Here is a 25,212-nt window from a genome sequence, read left to right as displayed (position 1 = left end):
GTGGATAAAAGATATCATGGTAAAGAAAACAGGCTACTGTATTGCGTTGCAGTCAATCTGTGACGAAAATCTAAGGCATGTTGCCGATGAGCTTTTGTATCGTTCTTCAGGATCCGCTCAGAGTGCGGAAATTGAAGATGATTTAGTCGCGACATCAAGAGCCTGTAATGTAGCTTTTTACGAAACTGGTATTGAAAGCTTGTGCGGTGAAAGAAAACTTTTTTTTAATGCTCCGCGCGAATGGCTACTTAATCCTGATTTATTGCCACCCAATCCGGATAGGGTGGTCATAGAAGTCTTAGAGAATGTTAAAGTAGACTCCGGTTTGCTGATTTCGCTAAAAAAAATTAAAGAGCTTGGTTATACCATCGCGCTAGACGACTTTGTCCTGACACCTAAAACCCGTCCGATGCTACCCTTTGTAGATATCATTAAACTAGATGTGTTAGAAAGCCCGCCAAGTCAGTCTGAAATTGATCTGTATCTTTTGAACGGGATAACCCTATTGGCTGAAAAAGTAGAAACAATGGAGTTATTTGAGCGGTACAAACATCTTGGATGCACGTTGTTTCAAGGTTATTTTTTTTCGAGGCCTGAAGTAAAAAGTGCGTTATCTGTACATCGAAGCAGTAATCTAAATGCCCGAATGAATATCCTCAAAGAGCTTTACAGAGATGATGTGGATTTGGGGAAAGTAGAGCAACAACTTCTGTATGAACCACAAATTGTTGTGCGTTTGTTAAAAATGATCAACTCAGCTCATTATAAAAGAGTGAATACGATCACGAGTATACAGCATGCGATGGCGGTAGTTGGACTGGATAAACTCAGAACATTGGTGACAACATTAGTAATAGCCAATGATGACCCCTGTAAAATGTTACTTTTGCCTAAGGTTTTGACGCGAGCCGCCATGTGTCAAAAGCTTGCGCAATATAAGTTCAATACCAATCCAGATGAGGCATTTATTATGGGGCTACTTTCCATGGCTGATCTGATGCTTAATCAAGACATCGATGTTCTCTGTGAGCAACTCCCTATTAGCGACACTATCAAAGAGGCATTATTAAGTCATAGTGGAAAGCAGGGCACTCTTTTGTTGTTAGCAATGAAGTTTGAAAAAGCTGAGTTGTTGGGAGCTAGTGATTCTACTATTGATGCTCTTAATAAGTTTTATTTGGAGAGCCGAAGCTGGGCAACCGATGCATTACATGGGCTTGATTGTTTTTCTTAGCATAATTATAGAAAAACCGCTATTTTTATTATAAGTAGCGGTTTTTTTGGTTTGTGAAAATTGCTTTATAAGCTAAAAAGTTTGTTTATGTCTTTGTAAACAGCAGGGCGTCCATTGTCGCTTATTGAGGCGATGATGAAGACAGCATGAGCACTCAGCTGGGTTGTTTCACCAATATATATAGACTGAGTAAATTTGGTTTTAAATTTACTGATGGGTTCACAGTGGCTTTCTACTCTAGCGATCATGCCGCTTTTTAACGGTCGCTTGTAGTCGACTTCGGCACGCATGACGACTAAATGGATACCATCTTTAGTTATGTCGGCAAAGTTTAGTTCTTTGTCTTTGATAAAGGTGTGACGAGCGTGTTCTAGATAGTTTTGATAGACCGCGTTATTGACGATGCCTTGCATGTCACATTCGTAATCGCGCACTTCGATAAGAGTGGTGTGTGGCAAGTTGTCCGTGTTCATATATCTTCCCAAATTAACGACTGGCGGTTCGGTTTCGACCTTGGCGCTTTGCATTATCCAGATACCCACTTGCTCGAGCAATAAGATTGGCGGGGGTTTCTTGTCCGATAACGGTTGCAACGCCAACAGATACACAAATTTTATCAATAATGCCCTCGCCAGAACGGCTCTTTAATCGTTGCTTGTTAAGGTGCGTGCGGAGTATTTCAGCGTACTCAATAGCATAGTCAAGCGTGGCCTCATGCAGAACGATGGCAAATGTACCGCCATTCAGTCGAGCGATTGTCGCATTTTCAAGTTTCTTACTGTGTAATATTCGACTGATGTGACAGATAAGCGCTGTACCGGCGCGTCGACCGTTTTTGTGATTAATTTGTTTTAGGTAATCAATGTCGAGTATTAAAAGTGAGAGGTCATCTTCAGATGAGGGGATCAATGAATACAGCTGACGCTCCAATCCCTTTTGGTTAAGCAACTGTGTTAAAGGATCTAGATCAACATTGTTTTTCATCTCATCCAATTCTGCTTTTAGCTGCAACACTTCTTCATTTACTTTGTGTAAAGATGTTGAGAAGTACTCGGCTTCTTCTAGTGCTTTCTTGGTGCCTTGGTCGAGGTAGCGAACGACTTTCTCAAGATGTTGCTGTCGGTCGGCGCGAGACAATACGCAGCGGCTCTTTTCGATGACTGAACCAAGCTCTTGGAGGCTTTCTGTCATTGTGTAAGTGCTGGTTGATACCGAGTTGACCAGCTCTTCAAGTCGATCTTTATGATCGCTGTTATAGCGCGCCTCTTCTGCAACAAGAAATTGATGAAACAGTTCTTTTGAGATAAAGCTGGGTAGACTGCCTAAGCGACCAATAGTGGAGTCCATCAGTTGGTTGAGCTTGGGCGAGGTTTGCCGCACGTATTCATACCAAATACCATAGTTATATGGTGTTGGTGCGATGTCCATTTTTCGCATCAGCGGGACTGCTTTATACAATAGAGCATTGGCCTGACGTGGACTGTCGGGGTGCATTCAAACCTCTTTTAGTGAATTACTATTCAGATAAATTTAACAATATAACATTCAAAATCAAAACAAAAATCCTTGATTTTCAGGGCTTTTTTCAAAATATTCGTAAGAGATGTTTACATTAAAGTGTTTTTGTAACGGAATGTAAATTAGCTGCCAGCGATTTTTGCTTTGATGTTTTGGCTGTCTAAATAGGCTTTAATCTTCTCTCGTTGGTCACCTTGAATCTCGATAACACCTTCTTTGACAGAGCCACCTACGCCACAGTGGTTTTTGAGTTTTTTGCCCAGCGCTTTCAGCTCTTCGGCATTCAGCGCCAGCTCTTTAATCAATGTTACGCCTTTGCCTTTACGGCCTTTGGTTTCGAGCTGAATTTTAACGTTGCCAGAGCCAAGAACTTTTGAGCTGTCATGACACTGGCAGTCGTCTAAATTGTGTTCACATTCAGGGCATATTCGACCCTGGTCAGTTGAGTAAACAAGTTTATTTTTCATAGTGTGACTCTAATTGCAGGTTTGTTGTCTGAGTGATTCAATCAATTGTTGCATATCATCTGGAACAGGAGCATCAATTGACATACGCATTTGAGTGGTTGGGTGCGTAAAACTTAATTGCTTGGCGTGTAGCATCAATCGTAAGTCTTCAAACCAATGGCCGCGCATGGCTTGATTGTGGTGACGGCAGCCATAGCGAGTGTCTCCCAGTAGTGGGTGAAACACATGTTTAAAATGACGACGAATTTGATGGGTGCGACCATGTTCTGGTTGCACGCTGACTAGACTTAAGCGCATTTGATTGTAGCGGCTTACTGGCACTGGAATTTCAAAGGTTTCTAACGTCTGAAAGTGACTGACGGCTTCTTTTTCAGTGCCTTCGATTTTAAAGCGAGAGCGGCCTTTTTCTTCGTTAAGCTTTGCAAGAGGATAATCGATCGTGCCTTGATCTGCTGTGTGTCCACGGACAATGGCAAGGTAATGTTTCCCTGTTGTACGCGCCATAAACTGCTCACCGAGTTTACGTGCAACGGTTTCATTTAATGCCATCACCAAAACACCGGAAGTAGCGCGATCAAGGCGATGTACTGGGAAGACCCAACGACCTAATTGTTCGTTGAGACGTTGAACAACGGCATCTTGCTCATGTTTTGCTAAGTCCGTGCGGTGGACAAGTAATCCACTGGGCTTGTTTACGACGACTAAGTCGTCATCAATATGAAGGATCTCTAAGGTCATGAAGTCTGTTGCTTGATAAAAGTATCCATATTATCACAAGCGATCTGTAGTAAGCGTGAAATTGCAGATTCACTCGCCCAAGCAACATGTGGCGTGAGTATGAAGTTAGGTAAATCGGCAATGGTCTGTAAAACATGATCTTGCGGCATGGGTTCAGTGGTCGCGACATCAAATCCAGCACCCGCAATTTTGCCTTGCTTCAATGCATTAACCAACGCATGCTCATCGACTAGTCCGCCTCGACCGTTATTAATTAATAGAGCGTTCGGCTTCATAAGTTTGAAAGCATCTTTATCAATCATATGATGTGTTTGATCTGTAAGAGGGCAATGCAAGCTAATGATATCAGCGGCTTTTATAGCTTCATCAAATGCCACATAACCGTCGCGTACGGAGTCAGTATGCTTATGTTCTGCAAAGATGACCTGCATGCCAAATGCGGTAGCAATTGCTTCAACCTGCTTACCAAGTGTGCCTTTACCAATGATGCATAAAGTACTGTTGGCCAAGTCGGTAATAGGGTAATCCATAAAACAAAAGAACTCAGACTGGCTCCAACGCCCTTGCTTAATCGCTTCGCGGTAGCGAGTCAGATTACGTCTTAGCTCCAGAATCATAGCAAAGGTATGCTCTGGTACACTGACAGTGGAATACCCAGCCACATTTTGGACGGTAATACCAAGTTCTTTGCAGGCGTCTAAGTCGACATTGTTCGTACCTGTAGCCATCACTTGTACAAGCTTCAGGTTTGAGGCTTGCTCTAAGAATGCACGTGTTAAAACGGCCTTGTTAGTCATTACAATGTCGGCCGATTGAATGCGTTCAAGCGTATTCGTATCATTTGAATTATGAAAAAAATGTGTTTCTTTCACACCCTCTGGCACTGGAATAAATACCTCTTCTGGGAAAGATCCGCGATCCAAAAATACAGCTTTCATCGTAACTCCTTTTAATCGTTCAACATGGGCAGTAAAGCAGGCGCAACATTATCAAGTACAACGGGCTGTCCGGCGGCGTTAGGGTGCAATCCATCATTCTGCATCAGCGCTTTATTAAGTGCCACATTTTCAAGCATAAAAGGCACGTACTGAGTGTCGTACTGATCTGATAAGTCTTTGTATATATTAAAAAATTGATCGGTGTAAGTACGTCCGTAATTGCTCGGTAAACGATTGCCTAACAGCAGGATTTCAGCATTAGCTTGTTGTGCTTGCTCAATCATTTTTGCGAGATTTTGTTGCACTTGGTTTAGCGGGTATCCGCGCAAACCATCGTTGGCACCTAGTTCAATAACGACCCAACTTGGATTGTGGGTATCCAGCAGCTTTGAGAATCGTGCTAAACCACCTTGAGTGGTTTCTCCGCTGACAGAGGCATTGACCACTTGGATATCTGGGTGACTACTTTTTAATTGTTGACTGAGTAAACTAACCCAACCCTGCTGTTGTCTGAGGTTATAGGCAGCACTTAAGCTGTCACCAAACACTAACAGCGTTTTAGCTTGCACCGTTGTGGTAAGCAGTGAACAAACACACAGTAACGCAACACATAATTTTGAAAACATAGGCAACCTATTTATGCAAGACACGGAAACATTGTCGGCTTTGACAATAGAAAAGCTTAACCATTCCGTCACAACAAGCAATGGTGAATTGGACATACTCAAAGGAATTAATCTTGATATCAAGGACGGTGAGTCAGTTGCCATCGTTGGTGCATCGGGTTCAGGTAAGTCTACCTTGCTGGGATTAATGGCCGGTTTGGATCAACACACGCAAGGTACTATTAAGTTATATGGCGAAGCGCTAGAAACTTTGGATGAAGAAGGTAGGGCTATTTTACGAGGTAAATACGTGGGCTTTATTTTTCAGTCATTCCATTTATTACCAAGCTTAACGGCGTTGGAGAATGTGATGTTACCTAATGAACTGAAAGGCAACGGTAAAGCGGATGACCGCGCTCGTGAGCTGTTAGAAAAAGTCGGCTTATCTCATCGAATCACTCATTATCCTAGACAGTTATCCGGTGGTGAGCAACAGCGTGTTGCCATTGCTCGTGCGTTTGCTTCGGCTCCTAAAATATTATTTGCCGATGAGCCGACGGGGAACTTAGACAGTAAAAATGGCACGTTAGTAGAGGATCTATTGTTTGAGTTAAATCGTCAACAAGGCACTACATTGGTTGTGGTAACACATGATCCAGAATTAGCGCAACGCTGTGATCGTCGTATCGAAATTCATGACGGCGAGCTTAAGGAGTCCTAATGTTTGCTTGGCGGTTACTGCTTAGGGAATTTAAAACCGGCGATATTCTGACACTATTGATCGCTTTAGTTTTATCTGTTGCGACGGTGACAGGTATTGGTTTATTCGTGGATCGATTACAGCAATCTTTCGAAGTGCAATCTGCCAATTTGCTGGGGGCTGATCGAAGTGTCCGTAGAGATGAGCCGATACCACAGAAGTGGATAGAAGAAGCGAAACTGGCAGGACTAGAAACAGCTCAAACGGCTTCCTTCTCCTCCATGGTTTTTGGTGGAGATGGGCTGCAGTTGGCTCAAGTGACCGCGGTAGCAGAGAATTACCCACTACGTGGTGAGTTTTTAGTTGATGATGCATTGTTTGGTGTGGGAAAAGCGGTAAAAGAAGCCCCAAAGGCCGGAAAAATTTGGTTGTCATCACGCTTAGCCAGTTTGCTGGATGTTAAATTAGGGGATTCCGTTCGAGTAGGAGAGGCGCCATTAACGGTAACTCGTTTTCTAGTAAGAGATCCTGGTAGCGCTACGTCAGCGTTCTCGATTGCTCCCAGAGCCATTATTAACCGATCGGATTTAGCCTCAACACAAGTGATTATTCCAGGCGCGCGTGTCCGTTATGCTTTTCTTTACGCTGGGGATGCTGAAGCATTGGAGCAATTTGATGCGGCACTTTCATCTACGTTAGGCGAGGGCGAGCGCATTCGCACACCAATTGAGCGTGGTGAACGAATTGGTAATACGGTCAACCGAGCTGAGTCTTTTCTACTGCTAGCGGGAACGTTGGCGGTTGTAATGTCAGGTGTGGCTATGGCGCTGGCATCTGCACGTTATGTGAAACGTCACTTAACGCAATTTGCAGTTATGAAAACCATGGGGGCTACGCCGAAGCGACTGGTTCGTATAATGGTGTTTCAAGTGTCAATGATTACGCTGCTTGGGATTATGTTGGGTTCTGGGTTAGGGCTTCTGATACAGGGGGTGATCGCGGATTTGTTGTCATCGTTGATGAACAGCTCGCTGCCATCGCCCAGCTTGAATAAACTGTGGCTTGGCGCTGCGACTGCGATCATTTCGGTCTTGGCGTTTTGCGCACCTTTGTTGGCGCGCCTAGTCAATGTGCCGCCATTACGCGTATTGCAGCCCAATGCTGGGTTGCAGGTGAGCTCGACGTCGTTGTTTGTCTTTGGTCTAGTGGGAATGTACGGCTTAATGGTGATTTATGCCGGTGGTTGGCGGTTGCCAAGTATCGTGATGATCGGTTTAGCTGTGGTGACGGGCTTAGTGTTTTTAGTCGGCTGGGGGTTGTTTGCAATCAGCCGAAAATTATCCAAACAATCGACTACTGGCTGGCAACTAGGGTTGGCCGCATTACATCGACGTCTTGTGTCAAACTTGTTTCAGCTCCTCGTTTTTACGTTAATCATCATGCTCAGCCTGGTGTTGGTGGGTGTACAAAGTAATTTGATTCAAGATTGGCAGGCACAAGTCCCTGAAAATACCCCAAACCATTATCTATTTAATGTTCAAGAAGCACAGTTGAAGGGGATCAAGAGTTATACCCAAGACAATAATATTACCGCGTCAGATTGGTTTCCCATGGTTCGAGGTCGAGTGATTGAGATAAATGGTGAGGCCGTAGACGTGTTATTCCCAGATCGCCGCAACGAACCTGAGATTGTGGAGCGGGAACTAAACTTAACGTGGGCTGATCAAATCGGTGAAGGCTCAACACTGGTCGATGGGGACTTCAGCGCTGCAGGTGTGTCTATTGAACAAGAGGCGGCTATCGAAGCGAATGTGGGGTTGGGGGATGAGCTGACCATTAATGTTGGGGGGATAGATTATACTTTGCCCATTACCTCGATACGAACGGTCGACTGGCAAAGTATGCAACCCAATTTTTATTTGATCTTACCTCAGTCGGTGCTCTCGGATTATCAAGCCAATTATGTCAGCAGTGTCTTTTTAGACGACACCAGCGCCGCAGGGTTTTATCGCTTTATGGCAAATTACCCAACCGTTTCTATGTTGAATATTGGTGAGTTATTAAAGCAGGTGCAGGACATTATTGCGCAATTGGCAAATGCATTAAAAATCGTACTGACCTTTATTTTAGGGGCTGGCGCGTTAGTGTTGATTGCAAGCGTTCGTTCAACGCTTGATGAGCGGCTGGAAGAAGGGGCGTTGTTGCGAACGTTAGGTGCTACTAAAAAGATCGTTCGACAGGTTTTATTGATCGAATTTGGCGCCTTAGGCTTGTTTGCTGGATTAATTGGCGCGGCGGGTGCAGAGCTTGCTTTAGTGGGGTTACAGCACTTTGTGTTTGAAATGGAAGTGACCTTTCATCCGTTATTGTGGGTAGTTGGCCCACTAGCTGGCTGGGGGATTGTCACAATTATTGGTGTATTTGCGAGTCGAGCTGTGCTAAAAGTGCCGCCCATTCGTTTATTGAGATCCATCTAAGTACCCATAACCATGTTTGAATCACAGCAAGGATACATCGTCAGTCGTCACAGTCAGGATGAAAAAGGTCGTTTAGACATTCATTACTATGTGAAGACTGACGAAGGCACGGTCAAAGTGGCCATCGCCAACCCTGAAACATTGTTTTTCACCAATGCACCTTTGGAGGCTCTGGCTACCGATGTGCCTGGTATTCAATCTGAAGAGACGCAGCTGAAATCTTTTTCCCATGATACGGTCAATGTTGTTCGCTGTCAGAGCTTGTTGCTGCAGCAGCAAATGGTTGCGTTGGTAAAAAAACAGGGCTATTTGGTCTACGAAGAAGACATTAAGCCAGAAGATCGCTACTTAATGGAGCGACATATTCGGGGCCAAGTTGCTTTTGTTGGTGTGCCCGATGCTTCTGGAGCCACTTATACTCAAGCAAAATTGAAAGCCGGAGACTACCAACCTGATTGGCAGGTATGGTCTTTAGACATCGAGACGTCTGTGTCGCGCAATGAATTATTATCTATAGGTGTCACCAGTGGTGATCGTAAGGTCGTGCTCGTTGTCACCACTGAACCGGCTCAAATAGAAAACGTTTATACGTTTACGGATGAACGTAAGTTATTGATGGCGTTTATTAAGTTTGTACGTAAGCATGCACCAGATATTATTATTGGCTGGAATGTCATTGGCTTTGATTTAATGTTTCTGGATCAGCGTTTTCGAGCGCTTGGCATTAAGCCAACGTTGGGCGTACAAGGTGAGCCTTGGCGCGTACGTGAAGCAAAAGAAAGCGGCAAAGTGTTTGCGTCCATTGCTGGTCGCGTGGTGTTAGATGGTATTACCATGCTCAAGGTCGGTGGGTACCACTTTAATTCGTACAGCCTGAACAACGTCAGTAATGAACTACTGGATGAAAGTAAGCTAATTACGGGTGGTGATCGCTGGCAAGAGATCGAACGATTACATCGCGAAGAGTTGGCCAACTTTGCTGCGTACAACCTACAAGATTGTGTATTGGTTGAGCGTATCTTTGCAAAATTAAAGTTGATCGAATTACAGCAGACACGAGTGGATTTGACGGGGATTCCAATGTCACAACCCGGTGGCTCTGTTGCATCATTTGAGAATTTATATTTACCACGACTGCATCGTTCTGGGTGGGTTGGACCTGCTTGGAGTGAGGACAAGTTTGTCCCAAGCCCTGGCGGCTTTGTGATGAATTCTGTGCCTGGTTTATACAAAAACGTGTTGGTATTCGACTTTAAGAGTCTATACCCGAGTATAATTCGTACATTCTTTGTTGATCCATTAGCCCGAGTTGTAGCGCAAGCTTTGGCGCAAGATGAAGGTCTTGTGCCTGGTTATCGTGGGGCATCGTTTCAGCGACAATTTGCTATCTTGCCGGAGTTAGTGGCTGAGCTTGCTCAATCACGTGAAACCGCAAAACGGGATGGCAATGATATTTTAAGTTACGCGATCAAAATCATCATGAACTCATTTTATGGTGTGCTTGGCTCGTCAGTGTGTCGCTTTTACCATGCCGAGTTAGCCAGTTCAATTACGATGCGCGGCCATGAATTACTGGGTCGTAGCAAGCAATGGATGGAAGAGCGTGGTGCGAAAGTGATTTACGGTGATACTGATTCGCTGTTCATTACGTTGTCTGATGCTTTATCTGAAGAGCAGGCATGGCAAGCAGGGAAAGATTTGTGTGGCGTTGTCAACCAATGCTTAAGCGAATGGTGTGGCGAGTATGCCGATATTGACTCACATCTAGAGCTAGAGTTTGAAACGCTTTATACCCGTTTTTATATGCCAACTATTCGTGGTCAAGAAGAAGGATCAAAAAAACGCTACGCAGGCCTCACCAATGGCGAGCTCGTATTCAAAGGTCTGGAAGCCGCCCGAAGTGATTGGACCCCGTTAGCAAAACGTTTTCAAGTCGAGCTCTTTGAGCATGTATTCTTTGATAAAGATATGGATCGCTATGTGGCGGATTTTGTCAGTGATCTACTGGCGGGTAAGTTCGATCATGAGTTGATCTATTCCAAACAATTGACACGTCCATTGGCAAAGTACACCAAAACCCAGCCGCCTCACGTACGTGCAGCAAAAATGGCGGATGAAATTCGACATAAGCAAGGGTTGCCACCGGAATACGAGCGTGGACGTAAAAGGGTGCAATACATTTACAGTTTGGCAGGTGTTGTTCCGTATTTAAGTGATGAAGACTTAAGCAGCTTAGATTATCAACATTATATTGATAAACAAATTTTGCCTATTGCAGAAGGCGTTTTTCATATGCTTAATTTGAATGTTGTTGATATACTGACACCGCAGTTTAATTTGCTATAAGCGGATGGCCTTATAAAGAGTACATCTGTTGCTGAATCCTTTAATTCAGCAACAGATGTTGCTTTTGTGATGCGACACAACTTTTATGGATTGATAGTTGAGATAAACATGGCGTTAGCACCCAAAAGAGTTTTAACCCAAGACCGTTTACGCAGTGCCGTTCAGGAGCTGTTATTGGAAACCGATTGGAGTGAGATTACGGTACAGCATGTCGCCGCTTCAGCGGGCGTTAGTATTGGTACGTTTTATAATTATTATGATAGTAAAGACGATGCCTTAGCCGATGTACGAGCTTGTTTGTCTCTTATGATTATTAAAGATATAAACAGTCTGATATTCACACAAACTAGCATCGAATGCCGCATATCCTTATTGATCAAATATTTTGTCAATATTCTTAATGCTAAGCCTGAATGGGCGAATTACTTCTTTAAAGCGGATGGTTTTTCTGAACGCTTAGAAGGGGGGCTGGTATCGCTGTTAGAGCCTATGGTTTTAGAAGGCTCAATGTCTCATAGGCGCCACAATAATCCTAAGCTGACAGCATCGTTTATTGAAAATGGTGTATTTCCTCTGCTTAAAGAATATCATGCGTCGCACAAAATGTTGCCGGAGCAAGAAGCAACGCAGATTGTGGTGCTGGCATTGTCCTCCATGGGTATTTCCGGTGATGAATTATTGCATGCGGGCAATCTTGTTTGTCCTGTCACTCCCTTGGCACCTTTACCGCAATCCATTTTAGAATTAGAGAAAACACAAGCGGGTTATGTCTAACATTGTATTATACGGCACTTTAGGGTGTCATTTATGTGAAGAAGCAGAGATATGGCTACGTCATTTCTTTGGTGATGTTGGTCTAACGCATATTGATATTGCTGATGATGAACAGTTAGTTAATCAATACGGATTGCGTATTCCTGTGCTTTCAAATGGAGTAATCGAAGCAGATTGGCCGTTTAACGAGGCTAAAGTTGATAAAGTGCTGTCGACACACTCAACGAGTCCGGTCATTCCTGCAAACGATCCCAAATCTGCGGACATTTCAGTCCGCAAACCTCGGCGTATCTTCTTGGTGGGCTCTTCGAAGTAATCAAATTAACGGGTGTTAGAAAAACAACGCGTGAGTATTACGGTTGGCAGCGTTGATCACATCTACCAGTGAAACATGTTTAACATCAGCCACCCCTTGAGCGATGTATTGCAAAAATTTCGGGTGATTTCGTTTCGGCCGAGGCCGAATATTACGTGGTAATAAATACGGCGCATCGGTCTCAAGCATGACTCTGTCTAATGGAAGATATTTGACAGCTTCGACAAGCGCTTGGTTGCGACGCTCGTCTAACAGCCAGCCTGTAATACCCACATACAATCCAAGATCAAGATATGTTCTTAGTTGATCCTTATCTCCAGTAAAACAATGGATCACCCCTTGTCTGGGTAAGTGAGCTTGAGCAAGCCGTTGGGTTAGCTCCGCAAATGCGTCCCGCTCATGTAAATAGACAGGTTTATTGGCTTGGCTGGCAATAGTAAGCTGCGCCTCGAACGCATAGATTTGTTCGTTGGGGGTCGAGTAGTTACGATTAAAATCGAGTCCCATTTCACCTACAGCGATGGCTTTTGAATCAGTTTTGAAGGTTTCTAATAAAACTTTAGTGTGGCTATCTTGCCAAGTCGAGGCGTGGTGTGGGTGGCAGCCAAATGTATAGTGCATGTCAGGATAAGGCGAACAGGTTGTGACTAACTTTTGAGCTTCTTCTAAGTTCGAAGCGATACAAATAATACCCTCGACCTCAGCTTGTTGGTATTGCTCTCGAAAAGCGTTTAGGTCTTTAAGGTAAGATGAGTGATCTAAGTTAACGCCAATGTCTAGCATACTATCTCCAAGTTGATCTTTGGTAACATTTTACCAGCCTATGGTGAGCGAACAGAATCCTTTGTCGTAGTTGTGTATCGAAATTGTATGAATTTCTTTGTAGATCATGACTTAACAGTTTTATACTGCAAAAAATTACTGTTATGTTAGGCATAATTAACTATCATTATTAAAGTTGTACCTTGAGTATAAAACTTACGTTTCGGAGTATGTTATGGCGGGAATGTTAGATGCAGTAGACCAGAGAACACAGCTGGTTGGTGAAAACCGACTGGAGTTGTTGATGTTTCGTCTGGGGGGCATGCAGCTATTTGCTATCAACGTATTTAAAGTGCAGGAAGTGGTTCAGCTGCCTCGTCTGAATTTAATGCCGCACCGTCATCCATCTGTAGCAGGCGTGACCCATTTTCGTGGCCGTACTGTACCTGTCATCGATTTGTCTGAATCGATTGGGCTTCGTCCGATTGATAAAGATAAACCCTGTAATCTCATCGTGACAGAGTATAACAACACAGTTCAAGGGTTCATGGTTGGTGAAGTAGACCGAATCATTAACATGAACTGGAGTGAAATTCTCCCACCACCCGATGGTACGGGCCGTACGCATTATCTAACTGCGATTACACGTGTGAATGATCGCCTAGTGGAAATCATAGACGTAGAGAAAGTGCTCGCGGAAATATCGCCATACGACACTCGTGTGTCGGATGAAGTCATTGACAAAGATTTATTGAACTTAGCCGATGGTCTCGAAGTTTTGGTGGTAGACGACTCATCTGTTGGTTTAGCTCAGTGTCGTTCAACCCTAGATCATTTAGGGATCGCAGTGCATACAGCCACAGATGGTAAACGAGGTTTGGATCTGCTTAAAAAATGGGCCGCTGAGGGGGAAGATGTTCCCAACAAGCTGCTCATGATGATTACCGATGCAGAGATGCCGGAGATGGATGGCTATCGTCTGACTCGAGAAATTCGTGAAGATCCTCGCTTGAAGGATCTATACATTGTGTTGCATACCTCTTTGAGTGGTAGCTTTAACAAAGCTATGGTTCAAAAAGTAGGGTGTGATGATTTTTTATCTAAATTCCAGCCAGATAAATTAGCGACCGTGATTCAAGATCGAATCCGTAGTGTTATGGAAGCGGAATAATTTGCCCCATTAAAACACCCTGATTGATCAGGGTGTTTCTCCTTATGCTGTTATCTATATATATTGTTCTATCTTCGCTGTGTGCTGTAATCGTAAATAAACGATTACGCTTAGACCCATTTATTATTATCATCCCGTGCAGTTTGCTCGCTTTAGACGACGTCACAACCTTGCTTTCGCTGTTTGTGAGTTTGATGCCTTTCGCTCTTACTTACGCAGGATGTTGCGTCTTTAAAGAGCGGCAAAGTCTAAATATAGAGTCCGTTACCCGTTTAGGGGCAGGATTGTCACTTGGGAGCTTTGTCGGGGTTCAGCTAGTCTTTTTATTGCCATGGGGTTTTGTCGGACTGCTGAGTTTATTAGGCTTAACAACACTGGTAAATTTTATAGGGTGGCGCTGGCCAAAGCTGGATTTGCAGAGAATCCCTCAACGACTGTCAATCATTGTTGGGCTGCTTATCGGTCTCCCTCAATGGCTCGGATTAAGCTCAGGAATGTCAATTTTATCGGGGTTAAATCAACATACTAACTCCGCGAATCGTTGTGCATTATGGTGTTTTTCACTCATTGGCGCATTGGTTGGAATACTGGCTCTACCGGCTGGAATGATGTTTGATTACCTGTCGCCACTTATCGCTTTAGCTGGGTTGGTAGGTCTTTTATTAGGACTGCTACTGTCACAACGTATTCATGTTAGTCAATTTGAATCCAAAGTACTGGATTGGATCGTATTGGCGATGTGTCTAAGTGTCTGGGCACACTTGATTTTTAAGCACATTATCTTTTCTACGTAACGGAATGACTATGAATCAGAAAAAAAGTTTAATCGGTGTGTTACTTATTAATTTAGGAACACCGGAAGCACCCACTCCTAAAGCTGTGCGAAAATACTTGAAGGAGTTTCTCTCTGATCCACGAGTTGTTGATGTGAATCCTTTGATTTGGAAGCCTATTTTAAACGGTGTTATTTTGAATATTCGTCCTAGAAAGGTAGCCAAAGTGTACCAAGAAGTATGGATGGATGAAGGCTCACCGTTACTGGTGTTAGGCCAGAGATTAACCAAGAAACTGGATGAAAAATTAAATGCCGATGGACAGCGTTTTGTAACGATCATGGCTATGACGTATGGTGAACCCAGCGTCGAGGCAGCAGCTAAAGTGTTTCGGCAACATCATGTTGAACGCATTGTGGTATTGCCAATGTACCCTCAGTTCTCGCGTTCAACCACTGCGGCGGCTTATGATAGGTTGATGTCATCCCTAAAGCGTTGTCCGCATTGGCCAGCCCTCAATCTGTTGCAAGATTATGCGGATCATCCGCAATATATCGACGCGCTTGCCGCAAGTATTGAAAAGCAATGGGCCGTTCAAGGCAGTAAGCGACATTTGATGTTTTCGTATCATGGCATACCAAAACGTTATGTGACAGAAGGCGATCCTTACCAATCTCGTTGTGAAGCAACTACACAAGCTGTGGTGGCAAAGCTTGGCTTAAATGAGTCAGAGTATACACATGCCTATCAATCACGATTTGGTCGAGAAGAGTGGTTAAAGCCTTATGCTGATGAAACCATTCGTGCGATGCCTAAGAAGGGGATTAAGTCTTTGAATATGATCAGTCCAGCATTTGCTATTGATTGTATTGAAACGCTTGAAGAAATAGACCTGCAATTACGAGACGAGTTTATGGACGCTGGTGGAGAGGCGTTTGACTACATTGCTGCACTTAATGACAGCAAAGATCATGTTAGTCTTTATGAAACGCTTGTACTTGAGAACACTCAACACTGGATGAATTGATTTGCAAAAACCTATTATTACCACCATAGCCTTTGATGCCGACGATACGCTTTGGCGCAATGAAGATGTATTTCTGAGCACCCAGCAGACCTTTGTTCAAATGCTTGAGCCGTATCACTCTCGAGAGTACATACTTGAGCGTCTGAATGAAGTTCAGATTGAGAATTTATCGAACTTTGGCTATGGCATTAAGGGTTTTACACTTTCTATGATTGAAACCGCGATCGTGCTGACAGAAGGCCGTATCACTGGTTACGAAATCCATGAGATTATTCAGTTGGCGAAGCAAATGCTGGCTGCGCCGATTGAGCTGCTGCCAGGCGTAGAGGCATTATTGAAATCACTAAAAGGTAAATGCCAGCTTATGGTGATTACCAAAGGCGATTTGCTTGATCAAGAAGGTAAGCTGGCTCGGTCTGAATTAAGTGATTACTTTGATTGGTATGAAGTCGTTAGTAATAAAAATACACCGACGTATCAAAAGTTGTTTGAAAGTCTGCAAGTCGAGCCAAGTGAACTGTTAATGATCGGAAATTCAATGCGGTCGGATATCCTGCCTGTGATGGAGGCAGGGGCACATGCATTGCATGTGCCTTATCATACTACGTGGAGTCATGAGCAGGTTAGCGAAGCGGAATTAGCGCAGTACCCTGATATATCAGCAGTGTCTTCCGCAGAGCAAGTAGAGGACTGGATTCGTAAGCATTTTACGTTGATTGGTGAGGTTGATTCATGAAGGTTTTTAAATGTATGCCGGCTATAGCCGTCATCTTTGCAGTTTTTGTCTTGCCAGTGCAGGCGAATGAGACTGTTGATGGTATTCGCGACACAGCCAGTAAAGTGGTTGAGAAAACACGTGAAGTAGCAGGTAATGTGGCAGATCGTACTCGCGAAGTGGCAGGCGATGCGGCAACTCGCTCTAAAGAAGTAGGCAAAGATGTTGGTGAACAAAGCGCTAAAGTATGGGATAAAGTAAAAGAGGCGGGTAGTGCGACGGCAGAAGCTGCCCGCGATGGCGCAAATAAGGCGAAAGACTATATCAATTCAAATGCTTGTGATAGCAAAGATAAATTGAACTGCGTTGAGGAATAACTCAATTTGAGTCGGGATACACCAAAACCTACACATCATTCTCCTAAGCCCATAACAGATGCTTGGGAACAAGAGTTCTTGTCACAAGATGGCTCTGGCTACATTGGTGCGCCAAGTAAGCGTTATCGATGTCCAAAGTGCCAAGGTGTATTGTTGCTTAAAAGTGGTAAAAATGGTGCGTTTTGGGGGTGTGAAAATTTTCCCAGTTGCGATTACACTGCTAATAACGATGAAGGGCGTCCTGTACGTGCCAAAAAATTCTTTTGTCCATTATGCAACGGACAACTGCGTAAGAAGTCGCATGGTGAAAACGTATTTTGGGGGTGCAGTAATTACCCAGAGTGCAAGTTGACGTTAGATGATCTAAATGGCGAACCGTCATCGTCCAAAAAATATCCGTGTCGCGCTTGTGGCCACTACCTTGTCCGTAAGAAGGGTGCAAAAGGGTATTTTTGGGGGTGCATTAAATACCCAGAATGCAAGCACACACTTCAAGATGACAAAGGTCTTCCCGTACCCAGAAAGCTTCGTCCAAATAGTAGCGATTAAAGCCTCATTTAATTGAGGCTTTTTAATGCATCATCAAGCTGCGCGTACTCAAACTCGAAATGTTGATCCAACAGGGCTTTTGGCACAACATGTTGACCTTGTGTCAACAAAGAGCTCATATTTCCAAAGATAGTTTCAAGAACAAACGCAGGGGTTGTAAACGGCGTAGGTCTCTTTAGAGCGTTACCGTAACTTTTAGCAAACTCTGCTTGAGTGACACTGTGTGGCGCGACTAAGTTATATTTACCCTCGTAGCGGTCGTCCTCCATGGCAGACAAGATAAAGCGGCATACATCATGAATATGAACCCATGGGAAATATTGCTTACCGGAAGCGATTTTACCGCCCATTCCAAACTTGTAAGCCCATTTCATTTTCGCTAAAGCACCACCATCACCTAATACAACGCCCAAACGGAAAATGACTGTTCGTACACCCGCTTCCGCAAATCGTTCTGCTTCCTTTTCCCAAGCGGCACATAAATTATGCGTAAAACCAGAGTTGGGAGCAGTGTCTTCCGTAAATGTCTTATATTGATCGAAGCCGTAATAGCCGACAGCCGAAGCATTCAATAGGACGTTAGGCTTATGTTTCAGTTTATCAAACAGTTTATGGGTAAGTTGTACACGGCTATCAAATAGCTCCTTTTGGCGTGCTGGTGTCCAGCGTTTATCGGCAATGCCAGCTCCAGCTAAATTAACGACGACATCGAAAAAATGTTCGCCTAAGTCATCTAAATGTAAAGTTTGCACGTAACTGGGTATGGCGTTTTGATGCTTATGAACCAGTGCGAAGGTTTGATGGCCTGCAGCGGTGAGCATTGGGTACAAATTGCTCGCAACAAAGCCGTTAGCGCCCGTGACTAAAACTTTCATATCTGGCTCCTAAAAGTGAAGGTTTTTTAAGTTTACGCCATATTTTGAAAAATAGATCAATTAGATACGTGTTTTAATTCCTTTAAGGTTGGGTAATCCCTTCTTTTTAAAGGGGTAAATCGCTAAAATGTCCTCATGTAAAGAAAGGTAAAACCATGCAACTAGAGCAATATGACCATATTATTTTATTGGCCCACGGCAGTAGCGATCCGCGTTGGAAAATACCTTTTGAGCAGTTATTAGCAAGGGTCACTGGTGTCGTATCAGAAGATAAGGTAACTTTGGCTTATATGGAATTGTGCAAACCATCGATCGAGGATGTGTTGGCTATACTTCCACCAGAAACGGCAAACATCGCTGTATTCCCTTTGTTTTTTGCTCAGGGTCGTCATCTACGTGTTGATGTGCCAAAACAACTAGAAGAATTGAATACCGAGCAACGTACTTTGACGCTCCTTAATCCTATTGGTGATGATCCCGAAGTGGTGAGTGCCATGGAAAAAGCGATAACTTCCAAGCTGACCGATGACTAAATTTAGGGTGGGTCAGCTTTAATATAATGAATGGATTGGTTCTGAATGCTATTCACCCATTTGCCCGATGAGATATTCCAAGCTTTATCGGGCTCCAACAAAACGCTAATAGAAGCCGTTTTATTTGATCTATCCGATGTCTTTTATGACCACGCGGAAGATCCGATAAAAGACAAATCAGCCATAATTGAAGCGATAGAAGACTCGCTTCACAAGATCGATACACTCGCTTGGCATGATGATCACAAGGATGGCTTCGATTCCCCCAAAACAATACACGAATACGCTTTACGTATTTATCATCGTTTAGTACACACAGGTTGGTTGATCGAAGAGCAAGAGCTGTATCGCGTAAGTGTATTGATGTCTCCGCAAGTTTCCATGCTGTTGCGCTCGTTGGTTGAAATCAGTCGACACGGTAAACGTAACTATGGTGCGACCGTACTGAGTATCTTAAGCAACCTTGAGTCCGTGGCCAATCATCCGCAGGAACGAGGGGTCACGCTTAGTCAAACCGCTGAGGCATCGCGTGATTTCTCTGCGCATTTGAATCAAATTCTGTTAGGTATTCGCAGTTTACAACGCGACTTGTTTGCTAAGCGTGACCCAAAAGAAATCGTGGCAGGCTTTTTTGACCTGTTTGTCGAAGGTATCTTGATCGCCGATTATAAAACGATCAAAACCAGCAATAACCCATTTCGTTTTCGTCGCCAGATTTTGGAGCTCACACAAGGCTTTTTAGCCGAGCCAACATTAATGGGCAATATTGCGCAATGTTACGCTGACCAACAGTTAATTTCAGTAGATCAAGCGCTCGCCGCGGTTGAGAAAGATTGTCGCGACATCATTCAAACATTTACGACGATTGAGCAGCGCTTAGAACGCATTGACGAATACCGATATCGCCTTGAGAAGCGTGCTGCAGATACCGCGCGATACATGGATTCTTCTCGCCCAGGCTTAGCAAACAAAGTCGCTGGTATTATTACGGATGTAGCAAAATTCGAAACCTTACCTGTTTTGAAAAATGTGGTTGGTGTCAAAGTGGTTGGTGTCGAGTCAAGTGCGCAACCGGCCAAGCGCCGTGAAGCTCCGCCACCGCGTGTCATAACGCAAGCGGAAGTGTCGCAATCGGCAATAGCCTTTCGCGATCGTCAGCGCCGCTTCCATGAGGCTCGCCAAGTCAGTGTTGCCAAGTTACAAAGCTATTTAGACCGACAGTTATCTGAACAGTCCACCATGCATATTTTGGACTTTACCATCGATTCTGTTGAAGATTTTGTCTGCTTTGACCATTTACGTTACATCGGCTCATTAGGTGTGAATGCTAAGCGTATTGAAAAAACCTTTGATGTCATTTTTACAGATCAATATATCAATGTTCACGAGTTCGTAGAATGTCGAGAATTTAATGTAGTACGCAGGAGCAAATCGAATGCTTAGAGAATTAAAACGGGTCGTAGAAGAGTCCGGTAAAGACCCACAAGAGTTTCAGCAGACTGCGAACTATTTACTTGCTAACCAATTTGTCAGTGCTTTCAAACATGGTCAACGTCGCCATTTTTTATTAGTCGAGATGTACCAGCAATACTTTGGTAACCTGTTTGATGCCTTAGGTATGAAGCTATACGTGAACGAAAATGAACGTTTAGCTGGCTTATTGCCGATAGAGCGTGAAGCGTTTGTTCGTTTGAAAACGGATGAAACACTTTTCTTATTGGTTCTACGTCAAATCTACGAAGAAAAAGTAGAAAATTTTGAAATTGATAACGGTTTTGTAGCCACTAACAGCGTGGCCATTCTTGAACGCTATGTGCAGTTGGTGAAACGTGAAATTCCAACGGAAACACGCTTTAAAGACATTTTAACGTTGTTTAGTAAGCATGGTTTGATTATCCGAGGCAAAGCGTTCGAAGAGGATGCAAAAAACATCATGGTTAACATCACGCCAGTGGTGCGCTTGGTGGTAACGGAAGCTTACTTACGTCAACTTGAATCCTTCAATGGAACTGATCCAGAAGAAGATGAAGTCGTTGACGAGCAAGTTGAACAGAGCCCAGAAGCACAATAGGAAATGGCATGAAAAAGTTAAATCGAATTGTTCTTATAAACTGGTACCTATTGGGCGCGGAAGAAATCAATATCCGGGGTAATACGGCGATTATTGGTCCTACGGGTTCTGGTAAATCGTCATTACTCGACGCTATTCAGACAGTGTTAACAGGAGCCAGTAAACGTCATCTGAACTACAACGCCAGTGCCAACGACGGTAAAGCATCAGGACGAAGTATTCGCTCCTACATTTTAGGTATGATCGATTCGGGTCAGGCGAGCGACAAAGTCAATGGCGCACAAACACGTCAAGATGCGATTTCTTACCTAGCATTGGTATTCGAGGATTCGAATACAGGCAAAGAGTCGACCGTTGGCCTGTGTTTAACGGCTTCTTTAGCGAGCCCAGAGGAAGACGTATTAGGACGTTTTGTCTTGTCCAACTACGGTGTTCGTCGTGAAGATTTCATCGATGTGATGGGGGAAAAACAATACAAATCTAAGTCTTGGCCTGAAGTGCGCGAAGCAATGAAGAAAGTGTGTTTAGACCCCTACATTAAGTCTGGTAGCGCTTCTGCAACGCAATACATGAATCGCTATTTAGAAGAGCTAAGCCCAAGCGCTGAGCAATTGATCACGCTGGACTCTTTTCTTAAAAACTTTAAAAATGCCCTTAAATTTGTACCGATTGCATCTCCTACGCGGTTTGTTCAAGACTTCGTACTTGCAGAGCAGCCTCTACAAGTGGGCGCGTATCAGAAGTCTTTGCTGGAATATCGCCAACTAGAAGCAAAAACTCAAGAAGTAGCGAAACGAATTGATGATTTGCAAGCCATTCAAGTTGAGTGTGACAAGAAGCATCAACAAGAACAAACTGTCGTCAATTATCAGTGGATCGCTACAGAAGCCCGTTTCGATCAGCTCGGTAGCAAGCAAGATGAGATCCAAGATCAATACGAAAACTTCAAAGAACGTGAAGAGGAAATTGACGAAGAGATTGTCGCGCAAGCGAACCTTGTTAAACAGTTGCAAGGGCAGTTAGTTCGTCTAGAGCAGCAATACGAACACTCTGATGTTGGCCTGAAACTGCAGCAGCTTGAGCAGAGCAAAAAGCTGCTGACTCTTGAGGGTCAACAAGACCGTAAAACAGTGATTCAGGCGCATCAAGTGTTGCAGCTGCTTGGCGCTTTGCAAGTGTTTGAAGATGTCTTGCCGAAAGACATTTGCGCGATGATTAGCGAAGCGCAATCGTTAGCTAATAGCATTGATGCAGACGGTAACATTGTTGGTAATATCAAAGCCGTTAGTAAATTATTGGGGCGAATCAATGATGCGTTTGATGAAGGTAAAAGCGCTGTTTTCCAGCAGCGTACCCAGTTAAACCGCAACATCTTAAATCTCAAAGATGAATGTCGCCAGCTAGAAGCGGATGTTAAGTCTTTGAAAGGCGGATCGAGTCCACTATCTCCCAACGTCAAACGCTTAATTGATTTACTTGACCAAGCTAATATTAAAGCGACGCCACTGAGTCACTTAGCAGAGGTTACAGATCACAAATGGCAAGATGCCATTGAAGGTTATTTAGGTGGGCAGCGCGAAGCGTTGATCGTTGAACCGGATGATGCTGAAGAAGCGATTCGTATTTTCCGAGCGCACCGTCGTCAATTGATGGGCTGTCGTGTGATTGACACGACGCAAACCCGTCTGTGGTTGAACCGTGGTGATAACAACTCGGTTCTACGCTATATTCGTTGTAATAATGATCATGCTCAAGCGTATTTAAATCGTCGCCTTGGTGGTATCAAGCCAGTCAATACGGAGCGTGAACTATTACGTGAAGACAGCGCTATGACGGCCGATGGCATGTTGAAGTTGTCAGGCACGATCTCGACCATTCGATTCCAACCACATATGATGGTGGGGATTAATACCGATGGCATGCGTCAATCGCGTGAAGCTCAGCTGCAACAGCTCAGCGGCGAGTTGATGGACTACATGAAAACTGACCAGCGTTTAGAAAAAGCGGATTCTATGCTGGGGCGCGTAATGGCCTCCAATCAGTTTGATGCGGAATCACTGCAAGACGCGGGGGCCTCCAATACGCGTGTTGCGCAAGACCTGGCAGACGTTGAAGCGCAAATTGCCGCTTTACAGCAACGTGATGACACGGATTTACAAGAGCGCATCGATGCCTTGAAAGCACGTATTGCCTCAATCGAATTAGAGCGTAAAAAACTGGACCGTGAGCGTCAGCAAATCGCTGAGCAGTACGGCTCATTGAATACTCAGAAAACACAGCTTGCCGAAGCCTTGTCGGCACTGGATGAAGAGCGAACAAGAATTACCTCAAACGCTTTATTCAATGCCGAGTTCGCCAGCGAGCGTTATGAGTTGCTAGAATCGAGTATGGTAAACGGTGCTGCGATTTACAAAGAAGCGCTGAGTCGTGCCGAGAAAGCCACTGAAAAAGTCAAAATATTCGATCAAAAAGTCCGTAAAGAAGTGGCCGATCATTACGCGAAATACCACAACAGCAGTATGGACGATGATATTCAATTGGATTACTTAGAGTCCAAATTTGAAGAGTTTGAACATTACGTCACACATCAGATTACGGTGCTGAGTGAAACTGAGCTTGCAAAGTATGCGAAGCGTGCTGAACTTGCCCGTCGTGAAGCAGAAGAAACGTTCCGCAGTGATTATGTGTCTAAACTAAAAGACTCATTGGACCAAGTGGCGCTGATTATCAAAGAGCTTAACAGCAGCTTGAAACGCCGCCCGTTTAACCAAGAAGTATATCAATTCCGCTTTTACCCAAACGGCGATATGAAAGATATCTTAGATTTGGTGGCCAAGTTCAGTTCAATGGATCAAGCTAATGTAGGCGGGCTATTTGATCCGGAACAAACAGGGGACCCAGAGCACGCTAGAGCAATTGCTGTGATTCAAGAGCTGATCACCGATGAGGAAAAGCAAAAAGACCTTGCTGATTACCGTAAGTTTTATAACTTTGAAGTCGATATTTTGGACACAGAAGGCAATAAGAAAACGACTTTATCTCAACGAATCCAAACCGGTTCGGGTGGTGAGCACCAAATTCCGTTCTATTTGGCAATTGCGGCCGCTTTATCGACCACTTACCGTCTCCATGAAACCATGGATGGTGACATAGTTGGTGGATTCTCGCTGGCCATGTTTGATGAAGCCTTCAACAAGATTGATATGGCGAAAACATCGACCTGTATGGGCTTCATGCGTGACATTGGCCTACAGGTGATTGCAGCCGCACCGGATGATAAGCGCGCGGTGATGGCGGCCAATATGGACACTATTATCAGCGTTTGGCGTGAAGGTGGCGCGGTATCGATTGATGTCGCTTACCCTCAACAACGTGGTCAGGCCTTGCTAAGTGGTGACCATGAGTTAGATAATGCAAACAAAGACGAATTAACGGAAGCTGAATAAGCGACTCGTGGAGGAAGTATGAGTAGTATTGAGAATGAAATTCGAGAAACTATCCAGCGAGCGTTTAATGTTGATCACATTGAGCTGGAAAACGAAAGCTACAAACATAATGTGCCGCAAGGCAGCGAATCTCATTTTAAGATGACACTTGTGAGCAACGCGTTTACTGATAAACGAGCGGTACAGCGTCACCAGCTTGTGTACGGCGCATTAACTGATCAAATGCAGAAAATACACGCATTAGCGCTACACTTATATACAGATGAAGAATGGGAAGCTCGCCGCTTTGAATCCCCACAGTCACCAGATTGTATGGGAGGCGGCCATTAAGCGGGATCGCGAAGGTCAGAATATATGAGTATTACTGTTACCGAATATAAGAACAAAGGAATGGTCGAAATATCTGTTGTAGGTAGCTTTGACTTCTCTTTATTCAACGATTTTAAAGAGGCTTACGAACAGTTTGTGGACAGTCGCTATAAACACTTCACGATCGATATTGAGAGTGTTGAGTATTTAGACAGTGCCGCATTGGGGATGTTGCTTAGTATGAAGGCTTCGTTAGGCGAAAACGTCGATATTAAAATCGCAGGGGCAAACGGCTTTATTCGCAATATCCTGATGATCTCTCGTTTCGATAAGCGGTTCACGATTGTGTGATATCCAGTAAGCTCCGGCAGGTAGTTGTTGGAGCTTACTCCCATGTAACACCTATCAAGCTGTTTCAATAAATTTATGCATGTAAATTTATTGAAAATCTCAAACTTACCTCTTTTGCAATTTACTTAGCCTTTTGTATA

The 25,212-nt window shown here is 44.1% G+C and carries 26 protein-coding genes; 18 read left to right on the top strand and 8 right to left on the bottom strand.

The genetic code is table 11. The features are described from left to right. Nucleotides 1–16: 16 nt before the first annotated feature. The gene (locus tag ACPUEK_RS12870; RefSeq protein WP_425640997.1) at nt 17–1,234 is read left to right on the top strand and encodes an EAL and HDOD domain-containing protein; all 1,218 of its coding nucleotides are present in this window, start codon (nt 17–19) and stop codon (nt 1,232–1,234) included. A 65-nt stretch (nt 1,235–1,299) separates the two neighbouring features. Here the strand turns inward: ACPUEK_RS12870 and ACPUEK_RS12865 are convergent, their stop codons facing one another. From ACPUEK_RS12865 to ACPUEK_RS12840, 6 genes are all read right to left on the bottom strand, one after another. Continuing rightward, nucleotides 1,300–1,707, bottom strand: a complete 408-nt coding sequence (locus ACPUEK_RS12865; RefSeq protein ID WP_425640996.1) for an acyl-CoA thioesterase — start codon at nt 1,705–1,707, stop codon at nt 1,300–1,302. 13 nt (nt 1,708–1,720) lie between these two features. After that, complete coding sequence (locus ACPUEK_RS12860; protein ID WP_425640995.1) at nt 1,721–2,728, bottom strand: GGDEF domain-containing protein; 1,008 nt, start codon at nt 2,726–2,728, stop codon at nt 1,721–1,723. 146 nt (nt 2,729–2,874) lie between these two features. After that, on the bottom strand, nt 2,875–3,219 hold the full coding sequence (locus ACPUEK_RS12855; RefSeq protein WP_067219571.1) for a translation initiation factor: 345 nt from the start codon (nt 3,217–3,219) through the stop codon (nt 2,875–2,877). 9 nt (nt 3,220–3,228) lie between these two features. Beyond that, a complete protein-coding gene (locus ACPUEK_RS12850; protein WP_425640994.1) occupies nt 3,229–3,957 on the bottom strand; it encodes an RluA family pseudouridine synthase in 729 nt (242 codons plus the stop codon). Further along, a complete protein-coding gene (locus tag ACPUEK_RS12845) occupies nt 3,954–4,895 on the bottom strand; it encodes a D-2-hydroxyacid dehydrogenase (protein WP_425640993.1) in 942 nt (313 codons plus the stop codon). Before ACPUEK_RS12845 ends, ACPUEK_RS12850 begins: the two co-directional genes overlap by 4 nt. Nucleotides 4,896–4,906: 11 nt before the next feature. Then, complete coding sequence (locus ACPUEK_RS12840; RefSeq protein WP_425640992.1) at nt 4,907–5,521, bottom strand: arylesterase; 615 nt, start codon at nt 5,519–5,521, stop codon at nt 4,907–4,909. Nucleotides 5,522–5,534: 13 nt separating this feature from the next. Here ACPUEK_RS12840 and ACPUEK_RS12835 point away from each other — a divergent pair, with 13 nt between their 5' ends. From ACPUEK_RS12835 to ACPUEK_RS12815, 5 genes are all read left to right on the top strand, one after another. Further along, nucleotides 5,535–6,221: an ABC transporter ATP-binding protein gene (locus ACPUEK_RS12835; protein ID WP_067219583.1), complete on the top strand. Its 687-nt coding sequence runs from the start codon at nt 5,535–5,537 to the stop codon at nt 6,219–6,221. Next, a complete protein-coding gene (locus ACPUEK_RS12830) occupies nt 6,221–8,677 on the top strand; it encodes an ABC transporter permease (RefSeq protein ID WP_425640991.1) in 2,457 nt (818 codons plus the stop codon). The genes ACPUEK_RS12835 and ACPUEK_RS12830 overlap by 1 nt, the downstream gene beginning before the upstream one ends. 12 nt (nt 8,678–8,689) lie before the next feature. Then, a complete protein-coding gene (locus tag ACPUEK_RS12825; protein ID WP_425640990.1) occupies nt 8,690–11,023 on the top strand; it encodes a DNA polymerase II in 2,334 nt (777 codons plus the stop codon). A 108-nt stretch (nt 11,024–11,131) separates the two neighbouring features. Next, nucleotides 11,132–11,797 carry a TetR/AcrR family transcriptional regulator gene (locus tag ACPUEK_RS12820; protein WP_425640989.1) on the top strand — a complete coding sequence of 222 codons (666 nt, stop codon included), beginning with the start codon at nt 11,132–11,134 and terminating at the stop codon, nt 11,795–11,797. After that, on the top strand, nt 11,790–12,113 hold the full coding sequence (locus tag ACPUEK_RS12815) for a glutaredoxin family protein (RefSeq protein ID WP_067219597.1): 324 nt from the start codon (nt 11,790–11,792) through the stop codon (nt 12,111–12,113). Before ACPUEK_RS12820 ends, ACPUEK_RS12815 begins: the two co-directional genes overlap by 8 nt. Nucleotides 12,114–12,128: 15 nt before the next feature. On the opposite strand, the gene ACPUEK_RS12810 is transcribed toward ACPUEK_RS12815, so the two are convergent. Further along, the gene (locus ACPUEK_RS12810; RefSeq protein ID WP_425640988.1) at nt 12,129–12,896 is read right to left on the bottom strand and encodes a TatD family hydrolase; all 768 of its coding nucleotides are present in this window, start codon (nt 12,894–12,896) and stop codon (nt 12,129–12,131) included. 214 nt (nt 12,897–13,110) lie between these two features. On the opposite strand from ACPUEK_RS12810, the gene ACPUEK_RS12805 reads away from it, so the two are divergent. From ACPUEK_RS12805 to ACPUEK_RS12780, 6 genes are read left to right on the top strand one after another with little or no spacing between them, the layout of a single operon-like run. Then, on the top strand, nt 13,111–14,046 hold the full coding sequence (locus tag ACPUEK_RS12805; protein WP_067219604.1) for a chemotaxis protein CheV: 936 nt from the start codon (nt 13,111–13,113) through the stop codon (nt 14,044–14,046). Between the two features lie 44 nt (nt 14,047–14,090). Then, nucleotides 14,091–14,840, top strand: coding sequence for a hypothetical protein (locus ACPUEK_RS12800; protein ID WP_425640987.1), 750 nt, complete (start codon nt 14,091–14,093; stop codon nt 14,838–14,840). Between the two features lie 10 nt (nt 14,841–14,850). Continuing rightward, nucleotides 14,851–15,846 (top strand): ferrochelatase, encoded by a 996-nt coding sequence (gene hemH, locus ACPUEK_RS12795; RefSeq protein WP_425640986.1) that lies wholly within the window; start codon nt 14,851–14,853, stop codon nt 15,844–15,846. Nucleotide 15,847: 1 nt separating this feature from the next. Beyond that, nucleotides 15,848–16,582, top strand: coding sequence for an HAD family hydrolase (locus tag ACPUEK_RS12790; protein ID WP_231872595.1), 735 nt, complete (start codon nt 15,848–15,850; stop codon nt 16,580–16,582). Beyond that, entirely contained in the window at nt 16,579–16,938 is a 360-nt protein-coding gene (locus ACPUEK_RS12785; RefSeq protein ID WP_425640985.1) for a hypothetical protein, read from the top strand. The genes ACPUEK_RS12790 and ACPUEK_RS12785 overlap by 4 nt, the downstream gene beginning before the upstream one ends. Before the next feature lie 6 nt (nt 16,939–16,944). Next, nucleotides 16,945–17,487: a DNA topoisomerase family protein gene (locus tag ACPUEK_RS12780; protein ID WP_083202989.1), complete on the top strand. Its 543-nt coding sequence runs from the start codon at nt 16,945–16,947 to the stop codon at nt 17,485–17,487. A gap of 8 nt (nt 17,488–17,495) precedes the next feature. On the opposite strand, the gene ACPUEK_RS12775 is transcribed toward ACPUEK_RS12780, so the two are convergent. After that, complete coding sequence (locus tag ACPUEK_RS12775; protein WP_425640984.1) at nt 17,496–18,362, bottom strand: TIGR01777 family oxidoreductase; 867 nt, start codon at nt 18,360–18,362, stop codon at nt 17,496–17,498. 155 nt (nt 18,363–18,517) lie between these two features. On the opposite strand from ACPUEK_RS12775, the gene ACPUEK_RS12770 reads away from it, so the two are divergent. The 6 genes from ACPUEK_RS12770 to ACPUEK_RS12745 are packed head-to-tail and all read left to right on the top strand — an operon-like array spanning nt 18,518 to nt 25,072. Then, a complete protein-coding gene (locus ACPUEK_RS12770) occupies nt 18,518–18,895 on the top strand; it encodes a sirohydrochlorin chelatase (RefSeq protein ID WP_067037873.1) in 378 nt (125 codons plus the stop codon). 45 nt (nt 18,896–18,940) lie between these two features. Then, complete coding sequence (locus tag ACPUEK_RS12765; RefSeq protein WP_425640983.1) at nt 18,941–20,338, top strand: Wadjet anti-phage system protein JetA family protein; 1,398 nt, start codon at nt 18,941–18,943, stop codon at nt 20,336–20,338. Next, nucleotides 20,331–20,966: a DUF4194 domain-containing protein gene (locus ACPUEK_RS12760; RefSeq protein ID WP_417506413.1), complete on the top strand. Its 636-nt coding sequence runs from the start codon at nt 20,331–20,333 to the stop codon at nt 20,964–20,966. Before ACPUEK_RS12765 ends, ACPUEK_RS12760 begins: the two co-directional genes overlap by 8 nt. Nucleotides 20,967–20,974: 8 nt before the next feature. Beyond that, nucleotides 20,975–24,412, top strand: a complete 3,438-nt coding sequence (locus tag ACPUEK_RS12755) for an SbcC/MukB-like Walker B domain-containing protein (RefSeq protein ID WP_067219625.1) — start codon at nt 20,975–20,977, stop codon at nt 24,410–24,412. Between the two features lie 18 nt (nt 24,413–24,430). Next, complete coding sequence (locus tag ACPUEK_RS12750) at nt 24,431–24,742, top strand: BolA/IbaG family iron-sulfur metabolism protein (protein ID WP_067037881.1); 312 nt, start codon at nt 24,431–24,433, stop codon at nt 24,740–24,742. 24 nt (nt 24,743–24,766) lie between these two features. Further along, a complete protein-coding gene (locus ACPUEK_RS12745; RefSeq protein WP_067037883.1) occupies nt 24,767–25,072 on the top strand; it encodes an STAS domain-containing protein in 306 nt (101 codons plus the stop codon). Nucleotides 25,073–25,212 lie beyond the last annotated feature (140 nt).

This window comes from Marinomonas gallaica (genome assembly GCF_049821165.1).
GTDB classification, from domain to species: domain Bacteria; phylum Pseudomonadota; class Gammaproteobacteria; order Pseudomonadales; family Marinomonadaceae; genus Marinomonas; species Marinomonas gallaica.
This window is presented reverse-complemented; position numbering and strand designations above follow the sequence as displayed.